The sequence below is a fragment of the Fusibacter ferrireducens genome (genome assembly GCF_015352425.1).
Classification (GTDB): domain Bacteria; phylum Bacillota; class Clostridia; order Peptostreptococcales; family Acidaminobacteraceae; genus Fusibacter_A; species Fusibacter_A ferrireducens.
The window spans coordinates 55548-74714 of sequence record NZ_JADKNH010000008.1; the positions used below are offsets into that span (position 1 = coordinate 55548).

The following is a 19167-nucleotide window of genomic DNA, read 5'->3' on the forward strand; positions in this document are numbered from 1 at the left end:
TCCTATTTTAAGATTTGAACGGATTGCTTGATAACCCGCTTCTCTTCATACATTTTTTCATCCGCTAATTTAATCAGATTCTCAAGATCTTCTTCAGAATCAACAGTCACTTCTACGATGCCATGACTCACGCTGAGATTATACGATCTATTTTCGGATTGATTGATGTTTTCATATCCCATTGCAATACGTTGCCAGATCTTCTCTGCATCTTCCAAATTGCTGTTATGAAATACCACCAAAAACTCATCCCCACCAAATCTGACAATAAAGTCTTTCTTTCGAATTTGATCCTTAATGCCTTGAACTGCGGATAGTATCAATTCGTCGCCATATTTATGTCCCAAGTTGTCATTGACCATTTTTAGGCCATTGACATCTATAAAGCAAAGACTCATCTTGAAGTTTAAACGCCCCACTTGAGACATGAGCTCCTTGAGCCTCTTAAGGCCAGCTCTCCGGTTGTAAGTCTTGGTAGCCGCATCGTATTCTGAATAAAATTTAATGCTCAGATATGCTTTTCTATTGACCCATATCAAATAAGAGATCAGCGCAGATATAATCAGAATAAGGAGACAAAAAATACTGTTTTCTCTTAAAACAAACCACAAAATCGCTTGATCATCGTCGCTAAAATAGAGTTGATGCTCACTATCTCTAAGAACAGTGGATACCATATACCAATCTCCAAGATCCATTTCTAATTGACTTTTATCTGGATACCCTATATCCTGGGTAACTCTTGACGTCAAGTTCACTTTTGTAGCTACAAATAACCCATTGTATGTGAGTATTTCTGTCTTGCCATCTAAAATATCACCCCATTCTTTGGGATAGAAGTTTCCAAAACTTTGTTCTTGGGCATCTTCAAACATGAAACTGTATTCCAAATCTGGATTTTCACTGGACAGCCAATACCCCTCTGAATTGAGCAAAACGATTTCACCCACACCATTTGTAGCCATGCTTCTAAAATTGTCCAGCATATGGTCTGCTAAATAGTTGAGTACGACGATCCCCTTCAGTTGTTTATCGAGGTCGTATAGAGGCGTCCCAATTCGGATCACAGGTTTGTAAGGTTCTTCAATACTGTCATTTTCCATGTTCAAATCCAGTTGACTGATATAGATGCTCTCCTCAGGCAAATGAATTGTATTCGTAAAATAGTAGCGCTCTACCTTGTTTTGAAGTTGATCGACAGGAACGATTTTACCTTTGCCATCTTCGTAATTGATGCGAATCCTTTCATCCCCTTCGAGGTCAATGAAACGAATTTGATCATAAATATTTCTATGTGTTGAAAACTCACGCCAAACCGATGCAACGTCGTCTACCTTATGTGCACCTGTCTCAGCATTATTGAAGGTGTGTTGCAGAAATTTGAGATCTTCAAGCACCATGCGATATTCTTGATCTAAAATTGAATTTTCAAGCGCGATCACACGTTGCTCATTTTTAATGAGCTCCTGGAACTTTACTTCCCGTACATTTTTTTCAACATAGAACAGCACTAGAAAAAAAATGATGAACATGACAAAAAATATTATAGCTATATATTCTAGAATCGTCCATTTACTTTTTTCCCGTTTTGGATCCATAACGTCCATTTTAAGTCCCTCAGTTGTCTACTAGACATCACTCTTTCTAGGTTTTCCTTTTTTGCTTCTGCTTATCTTCTTCATTTGATTGAGGCAATCTACAACTTCTTTGGAAACCTGATCCATCATTTCAAGTGTAGATTCCGCACCAGAAACATCGCCACTATTGTAAGCTCTTATTGCCTTTTTAGCCAATTCATGAAGTGAAGCATGCGGTTGTTCCATCTCCGAAACCACTTTTTTTATGCCGCCATCTTTAAATTCAGTCGTGTCGCACCACTTGCCAAGTCTACAAGTATGATGTGTGCCCACTTCAGATTCCTCTATGGATTCATACCCTAATATCATGTTATATACACGCCATTTCCAAATTAAATGATCGCTAATACAAATTTCAATCTGAGTTTTCATATCCAATGTAGAAGTGTTATTTAAAATTTCCATACGAATATCGTTGATAATCTTGGATACAGCGTTAAAGGCAAGCCCAGTTTTATTAGTTTCACCATGAATCACTTTGGCCTTATCGTTGACCACCATAACGGCACTGGACATTTCTTCGGATGCGGCCGTCTGCTCCTCGATATTGCCGCTGATCTCCATAAAGGTTTCACTGATACCACTGAGCCCCTGTTTCATATTCCCTAGACCAGAAACTGCTTTTGACATTTGGGCCTTGCCTTTTTCAAAAGCTTGATTTGAAACTTCGAGCGCTTGATCTGTATTGTCTATTTCATTGGACAGTGCATCTACAATTTCCCTTATAAAATCAACTTGTTCTTTGGTACTTTCTGCAAGCTTTTTGATTTCATCAGCAACCACTGCAAAACCTCGCCCGTACTCCCCAGCTCTTGCAGCTTCAATGGAAGCATTAAGGGCTAAAAGATTGGTTTGATCCGCAACCCCCTTGATGATGCCCACCATGCTATTAATTTTCTGTGCTTCATCATTGAGTTTACCCATAGTCAATTTAACTTTTTGAGAAGCCTCAAAGGTGACTTCAATCTGTTCAAAAGCTTCTGTAATCATTTGAATAGAGTGATTGGCAACATCAATGGACTGTGCTGTGGATTCATTCGAGCTCTGTACAAAACTAGATATATCTTCTATTGTTGCCGTCATTTCCTCACTGTTTGCGGAAATATTTTCTATCATCTCTGTTTGCTTATTGACATCCATCAGCATATTCTTAACATAGTCTTGCTCTGTCACATATTTTAATAAGCTATTGACTTGTTTAAGCAATTCCACCATTTTCGCGTTTCCATTGTCTTCTTTTTCAAGTGTCTGATCTTCTTTTTCAAGTGTCTGATCTTCTTTCCCCTGCTCAGTTGATTCAACCTGATGCACCGCCTCCATTTTTTTTCTTTTAAATAACATACCCAACCCACCTTTTCTTTTTTTGGCCATAAAACCCTTCATTCCATATACATTTTTCTCTTATACCCACATACACTTTTTACAATCTCACATTTTAAAGGAAAAATACAATAAAACGCACATGAATCTACTTTATTATACTATTTTCCCACTATAAAAACCAAGGACAAAAGTTTTACTAAAATAAAACTTTTGTCCTTGGTTTTTATACTTTCTGAATTTTCCATATTTTTTTATATTTTCAATCTCTTATTTTGTTGCACGAGACGGTAAATTGCATAGCCTACAAGTCCAAAAAATAACCCATAAAGACAAAAGAGCAGTACTCTTACGCCGGGATGCCAACGCAAGGCCTCTGATAAGACAATTGCCGCCAACGGTATTTGGGCCACTGTTGCAATAAGTGCAACTATAAGCAATCTGCTATTGCGTTCTATTAATGATTGTTTGTCCGTAAAAATAGAGGGTCTCTTTGCCTCATAACGCTTCTGCCACAAATACCAACCGCTCAACTTATTGACCAACTGCCAATGATCATCCTCCATAATATGACGGTATTCCTGAGATAGTTGGATGTCATTTTGGTAGTCCACGCAATATCTTATTTTAGTGGGTTCTGCCTTTATAAAATGCAGGCATGTATGAGCAAATGTAGTTCTTTCAAGAATCCACCCCTTTAATGCCATCGATTCCAAGTACGCTTCAAAAGCATCGCATTGCCATCCCCACCACCAATAAAACTGCTTTTTATAATCGTTCATTTTTTAACCTCCACTCAAGACCGTATTGATATAATTCTTCAATCCGTTTTATTTCAACCTGCATCACTTCAATTGCAAGTTGCGTCTGCTTGTAAATCTTTCTTCGATTCTCTTCTCTGATTGCAATGATTAAACCATCTGCTTCCATTTTGGATAATGTGCCATAAATAGTTCCAGGGCCTATGCGAATTCTACCCTTGGTCATTTTTTCCACCTCCAAAATAACGCCATAGCCATGATTTTCTTTTGAAAGCGAAAGCAAGATGAGATAGGCCGTCTCTGTCATAGGTATATATTTATTGATAATATGCGTCAACATTTTTACCACCTTTCTATATCGCGTCGCGATATATCCAAGATAATTATATCACGTCACGATATACCTATCAATCCCTTTAACTCATTTCTTGGTTTTATTTTTTTGTTTTAGTTTTTGGTTTTCATTTTCTATGCCTTTACTCCAGATTAAAGATAAAAAAAGCACCCTTTTAAAGATGCTTTCGCAAGTGTCTTTAAAGGGTACCTTGTCGCTTAAAGCTATTTTTCCAGTTATATGATGTGTTTCAGTTACATCAGTGCATAGTTTAGAATGCTATCATCTGCTTTTTTTATAATTCTTAGATAATCTTCCGCTTCCTGTCTTGCATCTGTCAGACTGTGAAGCTCATGATTCCCACATTCTGTCTTGTTGCCTTTAATGATATCCCCTCTAAACGAAGCCACATATTCATAGGCTCGTTTTACATGTGGCAATATTTCTTCTGAGGTGTAAGTGCCTTGAAGGATTAAAGTCATCCCCGTGAGACTGCCTCTTGAACCAAAATAAACAAAGCGTTCACTCATTTCTTTATCGTTTGAAAAAAAGGCATTCATTAAATGCTCAATCGTATGAATACCATTGACACTCATTTTCTCTCTATTCGGCAATTTCATCCTTAAATCCAAAAACGTGAGCGATTCTTCACCGATCTTCATAATTTTAGAAACATATAATCCCTTTTGAAGCTTTAGATGGTCTACAGTGAAACTTTCACTTTTGTTCATAATAGGGCTCCTCTCAAATGATGCATTCGTTGTTCTCATTATATGTTTCTAAAAGCTACTATACAATCTTTATTTTCTTTACGCCTTTAGAAAATCATTCTAATAAACTGAGCAACAGGTTTAAATCATTCATGACAATATCGCTATTATACAGTGTGTCCATATGCCCAATCCCTATAGGCAACAACCCCGCTGTTTTAATACTCTCAATGCCTGCATAAGCATCTTCAACGCCAATACATTCAGAAGGGTTCAAATCGATGAGCTCACAAGCTTTTAAAAAAATATCTGGTGCCGGCTTGCCCTTTTTAATATCCTGTGGATTGACCACAGCATCAAAATAAGATTCAATCCCCATTGCCTTTATCAGAAATGGTGCATTGCGACTTGCTGAGGCAAGCGCTATTTTAAAACCATTGTTCTTTAAGAAATCTAACAAGGTTCGCGCGCCATCACATAAATCTCGATCTGTGTAATGCGCTATCTTTTCTAGATAGATTTCATTTTTTCGTGTGGCAAGAGCTTCTTTTTCTGCCTCAGTATATTTTAAAGCATTCTCCGAATACGCCAATACCATGTCAAGCGCTGCCCTTCTCGAAATACCTCTCACTTGATCTTCAAGCGCATCTGGTACGCTGAAATTCAACCCCTCTGCAAGTGCTTTCCACGCTAAATAGTGCGCATGACTGGTCTCTGTCAACACCCCATCTAAATCAAATACAATGCCTCTGTAGCTGTCATGGTCCAATTTTAAGAGATGCCACTTATCATTGACCTTAATATTTATAGGATTGCCCTTTATAAGTTTACAATCCACTCCATCATGATGAATTTCAATCTCAATGATGCGACCTCTGAACTCAATTTTAAATTTGAGCTTTTGCCACGATTTAGGTAGATTGGATTTAATCGAAATGCCGTTTTCGGTTACTCTGAGACCTGCAAACCCAGCGACAACGCCTAATATGCTTCCAGCCATATTGGCCATGTGAAGGCCATCTTTTGTGTTGTGATGTGTGTCTTCAAGATCGAGTACAATCGATTCTTTAAAATAAGCATAAGCTTTTTGATTCAAACCGCATTTGGAGGCCACAATACCATAGATGCAACTTGAAAGAGAAGAATCATGTGTTGTCAGCTCCTCGTAAAAATCAAATGCATTTTTTATAAATTCTGGCTCTGCATATTGTTCTAATAGAAAATGCGCTAAAACCGTATCTGCTTGTTTTAGAACTTGATGTCTATAGATGGTCAACGGATGATAATGCAATAACAAGGGCTTTTTAGATGGATCCGCTGTCTCAAATGGCCATCTGGGCTTGCTTAGAAAAGAATCATCTTGCGCGTAAAGGCGCAAGTTTTCATCGAACTTAAAATACATCTGATCCGATGCTTTGAGCATGGTCTCAGCCTCATCATCTGTAATCCCAATCTTCTCAAAAAGCATCTCAGCTTGTTTTAAGAGTTCAATATCAGTCGTATTCTTCAACATATTGTAAAATCGATTTGCCCACATTAAGTGATATTTTGCCATGGCATTGGTGTAGTAGTTGTTATTGACAATAGCAGTGTATTCATCTGGTCCTGTCACATTGTGAATCTGGAACGTCCCCTGATGGAAATGACCAATCTCAAGCCAAATTCGAGCGGTTTCAAAAATGACTTCTGCACCCTTGGATGCCATAAATGCCAAATCCCCTGTATATAAATAATATTGAATAAAGGCATAGGCTATATCTGAATTAATATGATATTGTGCAGTCCCCGCAGGAAAATAACCAGAACACTCAATGCCTGAAATCGTACGCCATGCATACGCAGCACCTTTGTGATGACCTAGCTCATGAGCACGCAATCGCGCCTGAGGCAATATATGATATCTGTATTCCAGTAACGTCTTTGCACGTTCAGGTTGATTAAAGAGCATCACTGGCAGTACATAGATTTCAGTATCCCAAAAATAATGGCCCTCATAGCCTTCACCTGATAGACCTTTGGCAGAAATATTGGCATTTAGATCTGTCCCTACAGACTGAAGCAACTGATATTGCATATACCTAATCGCACTTTGATCTGATGACGCCCCTTCAATTTCGATGCCTGTTTTCAACCAAAATTCATCCAAATATTGACTTTGTAAGTTCGAAAAATAATCGTAATCATAGCTGTCCTTTAGTTTATTTAAAAGCGGTTGTATATCCATATCTATATTTTCATTTCTCAAGCCATCTGTGAATAAGCAAATTTTATCTAATACGAGATGGTCTTTGCCTTGAATATGCGTTTCTATGGCGCCTGCTTTTGTGATGTGTACCATTTCACTGTTCAAGCCTGTCTTTACATGATGGCGAACCGTTGTCGCCTGTTTGATAGATGTGTTTTGAGTCTGCATCATCACATGAACATCTTCGCCCTCATGGGAGAGTGCCATGAGTTTCATCAATTGGGTATGACTTTGCCCTGTCCGTGGATCATTGGGATTGCTATAGTTTTCAATGTTGGTATCACAAATGCTCACCAGTTCTATGACGCCTTCATATTGAACCTCTATCCTATAGACCAAAATATTTTTTTCTACAAAAGAGGCCAATCTTTTAAAGCATAACTGTGCTTTTCTACCCGATTTTGTTATAAAAATGTAGCTTCGACGCGTTTCGCCCTTTAAGTAATCCAAAGTTCTCAAATACGCTTGATAACGCCCTTCCACAAGACCTGCCGGTTCTCCGTCAAGGTAGACTGCACAAGTTTGCGTATCCAATAAACGAGGTTGCTTATCCTGAACGGTTGGAAACCCGTATGCCATTTCCGCATGTACCATTGGCACTCTGTCATAGAGCCCGTTGATATATGTACCTCTGATGGAATCTCCCTCTGGATAGCCTTCCTCAAAGCATCCTCTGACACCTATGTAGCCATTGCCCACCATAAATAAGCTCTCATCCAATATTTGTGTTTTAGGTTCATAACTATTTTTCTCAAACTTCCACATCGTGTATGCCTCCTAAGAATCATAGTGTATTCATCTGTTGATCTCTCTATTAAAAATTAACCATGACGATTTTTGCCATGGTTAATTTGTTTAAATCATATATAATTGGGGTCGCTTCTATTTTATTGAACCGGCAACCATCCCTTTGATAATGTGCTTTTGACCTGCAATAAACCCTACGACAATTGGGAATGCTGCCATGAGTACCGCTGTCATAATGAGATCCCATTTTTTGACGAACGAACCTGCAAAAGCTCTGATGGCGAGCGGAATAGTCTGAATTTCTTGACCTACGCCCAAAACAAGCGATGGCAAAAGAAAATCATTCCAAATCCAAATCGCATTTAAGATGCAAATGGTTACAAAGATCGGTTTTAAAATAGGCATGATAATTCTAAAGAAAATTTGAGGTTTAGAACAGCCGTCAATAAGTGCCGCTTCTTCAAGTTCGGCAGGAATAGACTTTATAAACCCATGAAACATGAAGACGGCCAGCGGTGAACCAAACCCAATATAGGCAAATATCATACCGTGATAGGTTCTGAGCATGCTGATCCCAATGGTTTCATTGATGATTCTAAACAGTGCAACAAGTGGAAACATAACCACTTGAAAAGGTATGATGAGACCACAAATAAAGAGTAAAAATACAAAGGTAGATGTTCTGGTCTTGGTTCTTACCAAAACCCACGCTGCCATGGCTGAAAACACAGCTATGGAAATTAGAGATAAGACCGTAATGAGCACTGAAGCATAAACACTTGAAGCATATCGAATACTTGGACTGCTCCAGATGGTCTTGATATTCGTAAAAATTTGACCCCAATGCGTTGGAAATGCAATTGGATCAGTGATAATTTCCAGTGATGCCTTCGCCGAGTTAATCACCACTATAAAAAATGGAAAAAGTGTCAGAAGAAAAAAAGCAATTGTAATGATTTGTAGGAATATGGTTGTAATTGTTTTCTTTGTCTTCATTACATTTCAACCTCCTTCTTCTTATTATAGTAAACCTGTCCTATGGAAATAATTGAAAGTACCAGGAAGAATATAATCGCTCTTGCCTGACCTTCAGCCATGTTGTTATATTTAAAGGCAACGTTATAGATATTAAGTGCCAAAAGTTCTGTTGAATTTACGACTTGATCTTGATACATCGCAGTTGGACCGCCATTTGTGAGTGCCAAAATAATATCAAACTGCTTAAACGAATTGACAAGCGTCAAGAAAGAAGTAATTGTGAAAGCTTGAGCGATCATTGGAATTGTGATGTTCACAAGTTTCTGCCAGAAATTTGCGCCATCAATCTCACTCGCTTCTAATAGTTCTTGAGGTACATTGAGAAGTGCCGCCACATAGATCATCATAATGTAACCTGCATATTGCCATGTAAATGCTAAAATTAGACCAAATAATGTCCAGTTTGGATCAGCCAATATCAGTAAGTTTTCAATGGCTTCAATCCCAAGTAATGCCCCAATAGAAGGCACAACACTTTTAAAGATAAATTGCCAAATATAACCGAGTACTAAGCCCCCGATTAAATTTGGAATAAAAAAGCCTGCACGGTATAGATTTCTAAATCGGATTTCCCTTGTTACCAAAAATGCAAATGTTAGTGCAACCACATTGATCGAAATAACACTGAGCAATGTGAATAAAAACGTTCTCATGAATGAATATCTAAAGGATACATCGGAGAACATTGCCTTATAATTTTCAAGCCCTACCCAGGTCGGTTTCACCCCTGCAATAGCGGTCCAGTCCGTCATGGAATAATAAAGTCCCATAATGAACGGTATGATAACCACCACTAAAAATGAAATTAAAGCAGGTGCAAGAAACAACCAAAAGACCAGTTTGTCATTTTTCTGTTTCTTCATATTATCCCCTTCTCACTTATTATCAATACTATACTGGTGATGTCATCAACACATATAGTTTATGCCCGATTGACAAATTCTATAAAAGGGTGTTGTTAAACACCCTTTTAAATTTTACCCTATTGCCTTAATACCTATTATTTTAACGCTTCAATTTTGCCAGCTAATTGGTCGATAAACTCTTGTTTATTGATATCCCCTTTAGCAAAACTTTCATATAGAGGTGCTATTGTGCCCATACCAAATCCGTCTGGCATATCATTTTGCAACCAAGTATATGCAGTGCCCTTCGCAAGCCACTCAGAAATATTTGCAGAAAGAGGTGTCGATGGTGTCAATTTTACATTTGTAAATGCAGGAACCATCTTAGCTTCGTTAACCATGTACTCATGACCTTTTTCATTGGTAGCCATGTAGTTCAAGAAGTCGCGAGCTGCTTGTTGATTTTTGCTATCGCTGTTTATAACATAGAATGATGGTGCACCGATGAAGATGCCATTAAATTCACCTTTGACAGACGCATGCGGTGCAAATGCCATAGGGAATGTCACACCATTATCCATCAACCAAGGATCAATCCAGTTGCCTTGATGAATGAATACAGATTTTCCAGTTGCAAACTGACCAACTTGTGAATCGTAGTTACCTGTTAAGAGAACAGATTCATCCGCATAATTGAATAGTAATTCTACCCAATCAGCATATTCTGTCAAACGTTGCATATCTGGTTCGCCGCTAAGTAGTTTATCAAGTACGGTTGTATCACCATATGGTAAACCTGCCGATAAGTATCCATTAAAGTTATGGAGCCCTGTTACCCATCTCATATCTGGGCCAGCTGCCATAGCCACCACAGAAGTGATGCCTAGATCTGCTTTCATAGCATCAATTTTTTCAAATGCCGCTTTGTAGCCTTCTTGTGAAGTCAATGTCGCTGGGTCAACGCCTGCTTTATCAAGCAAGTCTTTGTTATATGCCATACCCCAGCCTTCAACTGCCACAGGGAAACCATAAACCTTGCCGTCAGCCATAAATTCCAAAGAAGTCAAGTCAATCCATTGATCTCCTTCAAATGGTGCAAGTTTGGATTTCCAAGTATTGTATCCGCCCATACCTTCAATGACAAAGATATCTGGTTGACGATCTGACTGGAATTCTGCCTTTAAATTCTCAGCATAAGGTGTATCCCCACCAGAGGTTTTAACGGTTACTTTGACACCTGTTTCTTTTGTGTAAGCTGCTGCAAACGCTGTTAATTGTTCGCCGATTTCAACTTTGTTTTGGTAAATAACAACGGTTTGTTCTTCTTTAGTAGAAGATTGACTGCATCCTGACAACATCGATAATGCTAAAACCAATACTAATATTAACGCTAAACTCTTCTTCATTTTCGTTCCCCCTTTAGGAATTTGTTATAGTACTACTTTAGTTCGACCGGCAAATCCATAAATATCGCCAGCATTACACTTATACCCAAACTATTTATAGAATAATCTGTTAATTATATTATAGGAAACCGGTTTCATGTTTACAAGTCTTTTTTTCTTTTTTTCACATTTTTTTTTAAAACCTTTGCTCTTCTAAGTCATATTTGCATGGCTTTTTAGAAACATATTTCTCATTTGGATTTTTAAATGCCATTTATTGCGATCCAAATTGACATATGGGTTTGACTTTTAAAGACCTTGTTTTGTAGCCACCAAGTACTCATAAGGACCAAGAAGTATTTTTTCTTCTTCAAAGAAAAGCTTCTTCCCTTGTAATAAATCTGTCCAAGTACCATGATACCCATAACGCTTTAAATCAGTTGTATAAACCCACTGACGATCTTCAGTCATGTTGAAGAGCAAAAGATTGTCCTCAAACTGGTCTCTGATAACCTGTTGAATCAGAAGGACATGTTCATTTCCAATGAGAAGTGGCTGATCCTCAACAATGTACTTTTTGCCGTATATCCGCTTTCTAAAATCGATTAGCTCTCTTATGGCATCGAACAATGGAGACGTTTTAGACCAATCAAAGCGACCACGATGAAGCCACCTTGAATCCTTCATCTTTTTAGGGTCATCCACATAAGAATAATCATTGAGCTGTCCCATCTCATCCCCTGCGTAAAGCATTGGAATGCCTTTTCTCAATAAGATCAATGCATGAATCAACAAAATGCGCTTATGTGCAAGTTCAATCTGGTATCGATCGGATGCGCGAATTGCCTTTTCAAGTCCTGCAAGGCTGGCAAGAGTACCAGAGTTTCGTGCATCCTGCTTTTCTGGATTGTATTCATAGAGCTCACCGATTGAAAAACTGCCATCCAGAGAACCCAAGTAAAAGTCGATTAGAAAATTTTTATGCGCTTGTGGATCAAATCCCAAATTCCTGATCCTTGTCTCATCAAGTCCCCAACCAATATCATCATGGCAACGTGCATAATTGATCCATACGCTTTGCTCAGGCAGCTCATATTTGGGCATAAGCGCCATATGCCGCGCATCTCTTGTGGCAATGCTATTCCAGATTTCAACCATATAGGAAGCGTTGTAAAGCGCATGACATTCCAAGCGATCTTCTCTGCCGAAATATCTTACAATGACGCTTGGAGAGACGATCGCCTCTCCCAAAAGTGCTGTGGAAGGTGCACATATGCCGATGATATCCCTAAACAGACTGAGAATCATATGTACTTCAGGCAAGTTCTTGCAATCGGAGCCTAATGTTTTCCAAATGTAAGGAATCGCATCGAGTCGAATCATATCGACACCAATGTTGGCTAAAAACAAGAGGTTCGACGCCATTTCATGAAAGACTTCTGGATTTTGATAGTTCAAGTCCCACTGATAAGGATAAAACGTCGTCATGACGTATTTCCCAATGGCCTCATAAAAAGTGAAGTTTCCCGGTGCCACCGTTGGAAACACTTCGCCAAGATGTGATTCAAATGCATTTGGAATCGCAGCATCATCGTACATCAGGTAGTAGTTCTGATATTTTTCTTCTCCTTTTAAAGCCTTGAGTGCCCACTCGTGATCATTTGAAGTGTGATTGATCACATAGTCTATACAAATTTTAATGCCCTTTCGGTGAAATTCTGAAATCACGGCTTTAAAGTCTTTCATATCACCTACTCTTGGATCAATTTTTCGATAATTCTTCACAGCGTATCCGCCGTCGTTTTCACCTACCCTTGGCATGAGTAATGGCATCAGATGAACCAAACTGATCCCCAAATCGCTAAAGTGATCTGCATGTGTCTTTAATTGCTTGAGATCATCAGAAAACAAGTCCACATAAAGCATCATGCCCACGGTTTCTCCCGAAGCCGTCCAGTCGGTTGTCTTCAAATCTTTATCAATATAAGCACTGGTTCTTCCCACAAAACTTTCCAGCATCATATGCGTCAAACGGTCAAATGCCGCTTCACAATCTGGATACAGTCTGCCATATTTTATCTTAAGTTCTTCTCTACAACTTGCCAATCTTTGATTAAAAATCAAAGCCTTCTCATTTTTTTGCATAAGAACACCTCCTCATACTCTAATTTCATTTTAGGAAACCGGTTTCATTTAGTCAAGTTTTTTTTGCTTTATCCCCAAAATAGTGTCAACATCTCATAGATTATCACTATGCAACTCAATTTTGTTTTCACCATTATATATATTTCATTAATTGTAATTTATGTAATTATTATTATAACTAATTTTTGCCGACATAATATTTTTTTAAAAAAACATCTATTCGAAAATAATATTGCCTTCTGAATAGTCCATAATATAAAGGCCTTCGTCTGATAGCTTAATTTTTCACACTTCTCGCCATTTGCCTACATCCTTATAAGTACCCATTCTTATAAGTACCCATTTCTATTTTCAAATCACAATTGTGCTATTATTACTCCGAAACATGTCCACAATCTAAAAAAGGGATCTATTCAAATATGAGCTCATTTCGAATAAATCCCTCTACTATATTGTGCTATAATGCCTTTAATCGTTGAATACTAATGCATAATTCCAAAGTTTCGTTCAATTGTTAATTTTGTCATCATTACATTTTTATACATATGCTTTGAAATCTAACCGTTTGCCGTTGGATTCAATAATTTGCTTGTAGTAATTATAGCTCTTTTTTATAACCCGCTTTCGATCACCACTGCCATCATTCTGCTTGTCCACATAGATAAAGCCATAACGTTTTTCCATCTCACCCGTTCCTGCAGAAACAATATCTATAGGTCCCCACCACGTGTAGCCTAGAATTTCAACCCCATCTCTGATGGCTTCGCTCATCGTGATTACATGATCTTTTAAATATTGCATGCGTTCCTGATCCGTGATCTCACCGCGATCATCAAAGGTATCTCTAGCACCTAAACCATTTTCCACAATGAAAAGCGGTTTTTGATAGCGATCGTAGAGTTCATTACAGACATACCTTAGACCGATAGGATCAATGGGCCATCCCCATTTTGTTTCTTTTAGAAAAGGATTTTTCTTGCCCATAATACCACCGGTATTGCCTAGAATCTTCATGCCCTCTTCATGTAACGAACTGCGATAATAACTGAATCCCAGATAATCACAAGTGCCATTTCGAAGCATTTCTAGGTCATTTTCACCGATCTCAAGCTTAATGTCATTCTCTTTCTGAATCCTATCAAAATAAGATGGGTAGTAGCCTCTCAACTGAACATCACTATAAAACAGAGACCGGCGTCTGAGTTCATAGGAAGAAAAGATATCATTGGGTTTAGTACTGGCAGGGTATATCGGACTCAATGACAGCATACAACCCATTTTGAACTCTGGATTAATAGTTCGACTGAGTATAACCGCTTTTGCACTGGCAACCAACATATTATGACTTGCCTGATACACATCTGTCAGTTTATGTTCATCCTCTTTAACCAAAATAGCCGCCGCTAAAAAAGTAAGTGTATGCGCATGATTGATCTCATTGAAGGTCATCCAGTATTTCACTTTATCCTTATAACGCTTAAAAATAACTTCACAATATTTTTCATAAAAGTCGATCAGTTTTCTATTTTTCCAGCCTCCATAAGTTTTAACGAGATTAAGAGGCGTTTCAAAGTGAGAAATCGTTATAATGGGCTCCATACCATAGAACAGTAAAGTATCTAATAGATCATCATAGAATCTAAGACCTGCTTCATTGGGCGATTCATCATCACCATTTGGAAATATACGACTCCATGCGATGGAAGTTCTAAAACATTTAAGTCCCATTCCCGCCATCAATTTAATATCCTCTTTATACGTATGGTAAAAATCAATCGCCTCATGACTCGGATAAAAAACATGCTCTTGAATTTCTAAGTTGATGTGGTCAAATCGATTTTTACCCACAGGTAAGATATCTGCAATACTTAACCCTTTTCCATCTTCCCTAAAAGCGCCCTCTGCCTGATTTGCCGCAATCGCACCTCCCCATAAAAAATTAGGTTGAAACGAATTCATGCTTATGCTCCTTCCATGACCACGTTTAATACCGTGTCATTCTTTGTGATATGCTCTTGGATTATAGGTTCTATTTTTTGGACTTTATCCATGTTGGTCACACAGAGTACCGTCGTCGGATCATAACCCTTTCCCATTATTTTTTTCAAGTCAAATTCAATTAATACCTGACCTCTTTTAACAGGGTCACCTTGCTTTAAAGTCGTTGCAAACCCTTCTCCTTTAAGATCCACTGTGTTTATGCCGATATGCATCAATATCTCTGCTCCGCTTGAAGTTTTTAAGCCTATCGCATGTAAAGTTGGAAATATCATTTCCACAACAGCGTCAACTGGTGAATATAAGATCCCTTCATTTGGTATAAATGCCACGCCATCACCCATCCCTTTTGACGAAAAAACAGGGTCATTCACTTGTTCCAAAGGAATCATTTCGCCATTGATACAAGCACTCATACTCAACATCAAATCTTCTTTTTCTAAGGCTTCGCCTTCTGACGCTTCGTTTTCGTCGAAGCCTAAAATATAAGTCAATGCCGCAGAAATTGAAAATGCCATAAAAATACCGATACAATAGTATCCAAAGGTATCCCCAAAGAAAGCGGGCAATGTGGTTAGTGCTGGAAATACATAGACGATTGCCTTTGTTTTCATTGCAGCCATAAAGGCGCCAGCAATACCACCTGCTATGGTTTGTGCAATCAGTGGTTTTCTGTATTTTATGGAGAGACCATAGACGATGGGTTCAGTGATCCCGCCAAGCAAGGCAGGTACCATACTGGACAATGCAAAAGCTTTATTTGCCTTTTTCTTACTTCTAAGAAATACGCCAAATGCGACACCCGCACTGGCAAATGTAGCTGCTGCAATCATCGGTCTTATGACATCATAGCCATAGTTTGCCAAATTGTTCACCATAATTGGCACAACGCCCCAGTGTATCCCCATAATTACGAGATAAGTCCAGCCTGCACCGATAATCAAACCTGCTAGAAGGCCACTTTTATTGCTTACGAAGTTGATCAAATCGCCAAGTCCGTTACCCAGTGTAACGCCGATTGGACCTATGACCATAACTGTAAGTGGTACCATGATCAAAAGCGATACCAGTGAAAGTGCAAAGAGCTCAATACTCTTAGGAATCACTTTCTTGAGCTGTCTTTCCAATTTTGAATAGACATATATCGCTAAAATTGCGGGAATAACCGTTCCAGTGTACTTCATCAGTACCACGGGGATGCCTATAAAGCTCACCACATCACCTGTATTTTCAATTAATCCCATGAAATTAGGTTCAATTAGAGCGGCTACGATTGCAAGTGAAATATAGGGATTCACACCGAAAGTTTTTGCTGCACTAACGGCTAAAAACAGTGGTAAAAAATAAAAAACACTGTTGCCCGCAGCAGATAAAATCTTAAAAGTACTGGTGGTATTCTCCAAGAGTACGTATGTGGTCAAAATAACCAATAGCGCCTTGATCATCCCTGCACCTGCAAGTGCTATGATAATGGGATTAAAAATGGAGGACATGGTGTTGAATAAACGCGTGAGCACGTTGCCAGTAGATGGCTCATGAGATGCTCCAGTTTGTTGTTCCCCTTTGATGGCATACATCTTCATAATGGTCTCGTATACATCTGACACTGCATTTCCAATAACCACTTGATATTGACCATTTCCCTCTACGACCGATAATACGCCCTCCATCTGTTCTAGCGCTTTTTTATTGGCTTTCGAATCGTCCTTTAACTTAAACCTCAGCCTCGTGACACAATGATACAGACTGTTAACATTATTAACGCCACCCACGTTTGCAATAATTTGTTTTGATAATGCCTCATAATTCTTTTTCAAAATGACCCAACTCCTTCCCAAAATGAATTTTTGATTCGAATTCATTTTATCACGGTGATGATAAGGTCCTTGATATTTCGATTTTTGGAAACTATTCAGAAAAAACAGAAAATAATGATATGCTTTAGAGATGGGGTTAAAGTTTCTCCCGCCCCTTAGAATACAATCTATATCGATGTACAATTAAATCACTTATAATTTGGAACATGATGGGATGTGTCTGCATTTTAGAAGTATGTTTAAATAAAACGCAAAGGTCAACACGTGGATCTTGCTCCATCTCCTTATTCGATGTGATCACAACCACTTTTGCCCTAGTCCGATCAAAGACGCTCTTTTCTAAATTGCCCTCTGTAATTTGATATTTTTTAATATAATTGCCTGAATTCGTAAAAATGATAATCAATGTATCCTCTCCTGCATTTTCAATGAATTCATCTTGCTTGACATCACTTAATTTGGTAATTATAAATTTTTTATTATAAGCCAGTTTAGTTTGAAAATCTATAGCTGCCGACTCTGAATACATAAGGCCAAAGGATGCCACAATTTTATAATCGACTAAATCCTTGGCGAGTTCATCAATCTTATCCATATCAATGTCATGCCAGTAATCTTTTATATCGCCAATAATGGCTTCAAAATAGCCTTCTAATCCTTTTTCGCTCATATAACCCATGACGTTTGTATTGTAGTTCAATTCATTTTTATATCGATTTTCTATAAAGGGCGCTGCCACACGAAAATCTGTATAATCCTCAAATCCAATTTCTCTGATAAATTTAGAAATGGTCGATTTAGATACATTACACAATTTAGCCAGCTCACTGATGGTCAATTCATTAATCAAATAAAAATTATTGAGCATCGTCATTGCAATATAATACGGTGTTGAATTATAATCCTCGTCATTCAATACGATTAACAGTCGTTGAAGCAGTAACCCCATTTTATACCTCCCAAATCAAAATCGACTTCTTATAATTGCGCTCTAGGTTAGAGTGTCAAAATCCAATAGTTGAGCAACCCACGAGCATATGATGTCATTTACGACAAGTACACGATACAGCATATGCTCGTGAGTTCGTGCAAAACTAGATTTTGACACTCTAACGCATCTTAGTAATTACAAACATTATATAAGTGTTTTATAAGACTTTCAATGCGCTTCATTTTTAGACGCACAAAAAAGGACATCCTCTATCAAATAGGATGTCCTTTTCAATGCGTCTATCATCTTATAAAAGTTTACTCTGGATATACATTGGTCACATGTGTATAGGCGTTGCCATAATTATCAATTAGCTCACTTACGACTTCAATACGATCCTGCGCTTTAAAATTTTCGAGCACTTCATTAATTTGAGTGAAAATATGACAATTAGAATATACACCATCATTTAAACTCGTGTCTATTGAAATACTTGTGTTTCTAACCGCTTCACCATTAACCTTTATCATCACTTGTCCACTTACGGGGTAACATTTTAGGACGTCACTATTGTTATTACGATTATACGCGTATTTAGGATCATAAATCGAGGTTACTTTCCCTGAAATCTGTAACTGGGTTCCCTGCTTGGAGAAGGAGAGATCTCCTTCAGCATCTGTTCTCATTAAATAACTCTGAATGATATCAGGGTAAACATCAAGTGCTTCATTGTTAACGCCACCATTATGCGTAAACTTTACCATGAACTTTATATCGTCTTCAGTGATATCTATTGGCATCTTCGCAGTATAAATGCCTTCATTTGCAATTGCTGTTTGAATATATGTCTTTTTGCCAATCGCTCTAATTTCGATTGATAGATCCGCATAATCTGCCTTTGGAATAATCTTAATCAGAAGTGGCAACTGATTGTTTTCAGTTTTATACGTTTCAGCTGTTACATCATAAGAAGCGATCAGACTCGATTCTGAATCCAGTGTACCAGATAATTGATTCAAAAAGCTCTGAGATTGCGTATTAAAATTACTATCGATACTCACTATGTTGTCTTTTATGTAACCCATTTCTGAATTGAGTGCCATAATTTCTTGCTTGAGATCTGAAAGTATCCACATAACAGCAACCAATCCTATTATAATGCCCATCATTAAAATTTTTAAACCTAAGTTATGTTGCCAAAATCCTATAAATTTTTGCTTCATCTTTTCTGCCATATGCTTCTCCTTTTGTGCT

Annotated in this window: 14 protein-coding genes; all 14 read right to left on the reverse strand. The window is 38.0% G+C overall.

Annotated elements, in window-relative coordinates; genetic code table 11:
* Positions 1 to 2: 2 nt before the first annotated feature.
* The 14 genes from ISU02_RS13625 to ISU02_RS13690 all read right to left on the reverse strand — a co-directional run bounded on the left by ISU02_RS13625 (position 3) and on the right by ISU02_RS13690 (position 19148).
* Entirely contained in the window at positions 3 to 1607 is a 1605-nt protein-coding gene (locus tag ISU02_RS13625) for a diguanylate cyclase domain-containing protein (RefSeq protein WP_194702398.1), read from the reverse strand.
* Between the two features lie 21 nt (positions 1608 to 1628).
* Entirely contained in the window at positions 1629 to 2978 is a 1350-nt protein-coding gene (locus ISU02_RS13630; RefSeq protein ID WP_194702399.1) for a methyl-accepting chemotaxis protein, read from the reverse strand.
* Positions 2979 to 3211: 233 nt separating this feature from the next.
* Entirely contained in the window at positions 3212 to 3739 is a 528-nt protein-coding gene (locus ISU02_RS13635) for a DUF2812 domain-containing protein (RefSeq protein WP_194702400.1), read from the reverse strand.
* Positions 3726 to 4058, reverse strand: coding sequence for a PadR family transcriptional regulator (locus ISU02_RS13640; RefSeq protein ID WP_194702401.1), 333 nt, complete (start codon positions 4056 to 4058; stop codon positions 3726 to 3728). Before ISU02_RS13640 ends, ISU02_RS13635 begins: the two co-directional genes overlap by 14 nt.
* A 248-nt stretch (positions 4059 to 4306) precedes the next feature.
* Entirely contained in the window at positions 4307 to 4783 is a 477-nt protein-coding gene (locus tag ISU02_RS13645) for an S-ribosylhomocysteine lyase (protein WP_194702402.1), read from the reverse strand.
* A gap of 94 nt (positions 4784 to 4877) precedes the next feature.
* On the reverse strand, positions 4878 to 7772 hold the full coding sequence (gene pgmB / locus ISU02_RS13650) for a beta-phosphoglucomutase (protein ID WP_194702403.1): 2895 nt from the start codon (positions 7770 to 7772) through the stop codon (positions 4878 to 4880).
* A 117-nt stretch (positions 7773 to 7889) separates the two neighbouring features.
* The gene (locus ISU02_RS13655) at positions 7890 to 8750 is read right to left on the reverse strand and encodes a carbohydrate ABC transporter permease (protein ID WP_194702404.1); all 861 of its coding nucleotides are present in this window, start codon (positions 8748 to 8750) and stop codon (positions 7890 to 7892) included.
* A complete protein-coding gene (locus ISU02_RS13660) occupies positions 8750 to 9655 on the reverse strand; it encodes a carbohydrate ABC transporter permease (RefSeq protein ID WP_194702405.1) in 906 nt (301 codons plus the stop codon). The genes ISU02_RS13655 and ISU02_RS13660 overlap by 1 nt, the downstream gene beginning before the upstream one ends.
* A gap of 137 nt (positions 9656 to 9792) precedes the next feature.
* Positions 9793 to 11043 (reverse strand): ABC transporter substrate-binding protein, encoded by a 1251-nt coding sequence (locus tag ISU02_RS13665; RefSeq protein ID WP_194702406.1) that lies wholly within the window; start codon positions 11041 to 11043, stop codon positions 9793 to 9795.
* A gap of 288 nt (positions 11044 to 11331) precedes the next feature.
* Positions 11332 to 13167, reverse strand: a complete 1836-nt coding sequence (locus ISU02_RS13670) for an alpha-amylase family glycosyl hydrolase (protein WP_194702407.1) — start codon at positions 13165 to 13167, stop codon at positions 11332 to 11334.
* Between the two features lie 537 nt (positions 13168 to 13704).
* Positions 13705 to 15126 carry a glycoside hydrolase family 1 protein gene (locus tag ISU02_RS13675; RefSeq protein WP_194702408.1) on the reverse strand — a complete coding sequence of 474 codons (1422 nt, stop codon included), beginning with the start codon at positions 15124 to 15126 and terminating at the stop codon, positions 13705 to 13707.
* A 2-nt stretch (positions 15127 to 15128) separates the two neighbouring features.
* On the reverse strand, positions 15129 to 16982 hold the full coding sequence (locus ISU02_RS13680) for a beta-glucoside-specific PTS transporter subunit IIABC (RefSeq protein ID WP_228727824.1): 1854 nt from the start codon (positions 16980 to 16982) through the stop codon (positions 15129 to 15131).
* A 136-nt stretch (positions 16983 to 17118) separates the two neighbouring features.
* On the reverse strand, positions 17119 to 17931 hold the full coding sequence (locus tag ISU02_RS13685; protein WP_194702410.1) for a MurR/RpiR family transcriptional regulator: 813 nt from the start codon (positions 17929 to 17931) through the stop codon (positions 17119 to 17121).
* A gap of 299 nt (positions 17932 to 18230) precedes the next feature.
* Complete coding sequence (locus ISU02_RS13690; protein WP_194702411.1) at positions 18231 to 19148, reverse strand: hypothetical protein; 918 nt, start codon at positions 19146 to 19148, stop codon at positions 18231 to 18233.
* Positions 19149 to 19167 lie beyond the last annotated feature (19 nt).

Coding starts and splice junctions, on each gene's coding strand:
- ISU02_RS13685 (WP_194702410.1), bottom strand. CDS start 17,931: ATGGGGTTACTGCTTCAACGACTGTTAATCGTATTGAATGACGAGGAT.
- ISU02_RS13625 (WP_194702398.1), bottom strand. CDS start 1,607: ATGGACGTTATGGATCCAAAACGGGAAAAAAGTAAATGGACGATTCTA.
- ISU02_RS13655 (WP_194702404.1), bottom strand. CDS start 8,750: ATGAAGACAAAGAAAACAATTACAACCATATTCCTACAAATCATTACA.
- ISU02_RS13645 (WP_194702402.1), bottom strand. CDS start 4,783: ATGAACAAAAGTGAAAGTTTCACTGTAGACCATCTAAAGCTTCAAAAG.
- ISU02_RS13665 (WP_194702406.1), bottom strand. CDS start 11,043: ATGAAGAAGAGTTTAGCGTTAATATTAGTATTGGTTTTAGCATTATCG.
- ISU02_RS13640 (WP_194702401.1), bottom strand. CDS start 4,058: ATGTTGACGCATATTATCAATAAATATATACCTATGACAGAGACGGCC.
- ISU02_RS13670 (WP_194702407.1), bottom strand. CDS start 13,167: ATGCAAAAAAATGAGAAGGCTTTGATTTTTAATCAAAGATTGGCAAGT.
- pgmB (WP_194702403.1), bottom strand. CDS start 7,772: ATGTGGAAGTTTGAGAAAAATAGTTATGAACCTAAAACACAAATATTG.
- ISU02_RS13660 (WP_194702405.1), bottom strand. CDS start 9,655: ATGAAGAAACAGAAAAATGACAAACTGGTCTTTTGGTTGTTTCTTGCA.
- ISU02_RS13635 (WP_194702400.1), bottom strand. CDS start 3,739: ATGAACGATTATAAAAAGCAGTTTTATTGGTGGTGGGGATGGCAATGC.
- ISU02_RS13675 (WP_194702408.1), bottom strand. CDS start 15,126: ATGAATTCGTTTCAACCTAATTTTTTATGGGGAGGTGCGATTGCGGCA.
- ISU02_RS13690 (WP_194702411.1), bottom strand. CDS start 19,148: ATGGCAGAAAAGATGAAGCAAAAATTTATAGGATTTTGGCAACATAAC.
- ISU02_RS13630 (WP_194702399.1), bottom strand. CDS start 2,978: ATGTTATTTAAAAGAAAAAAAATGGAGGCGGTGCATCAGGTTGAATCA.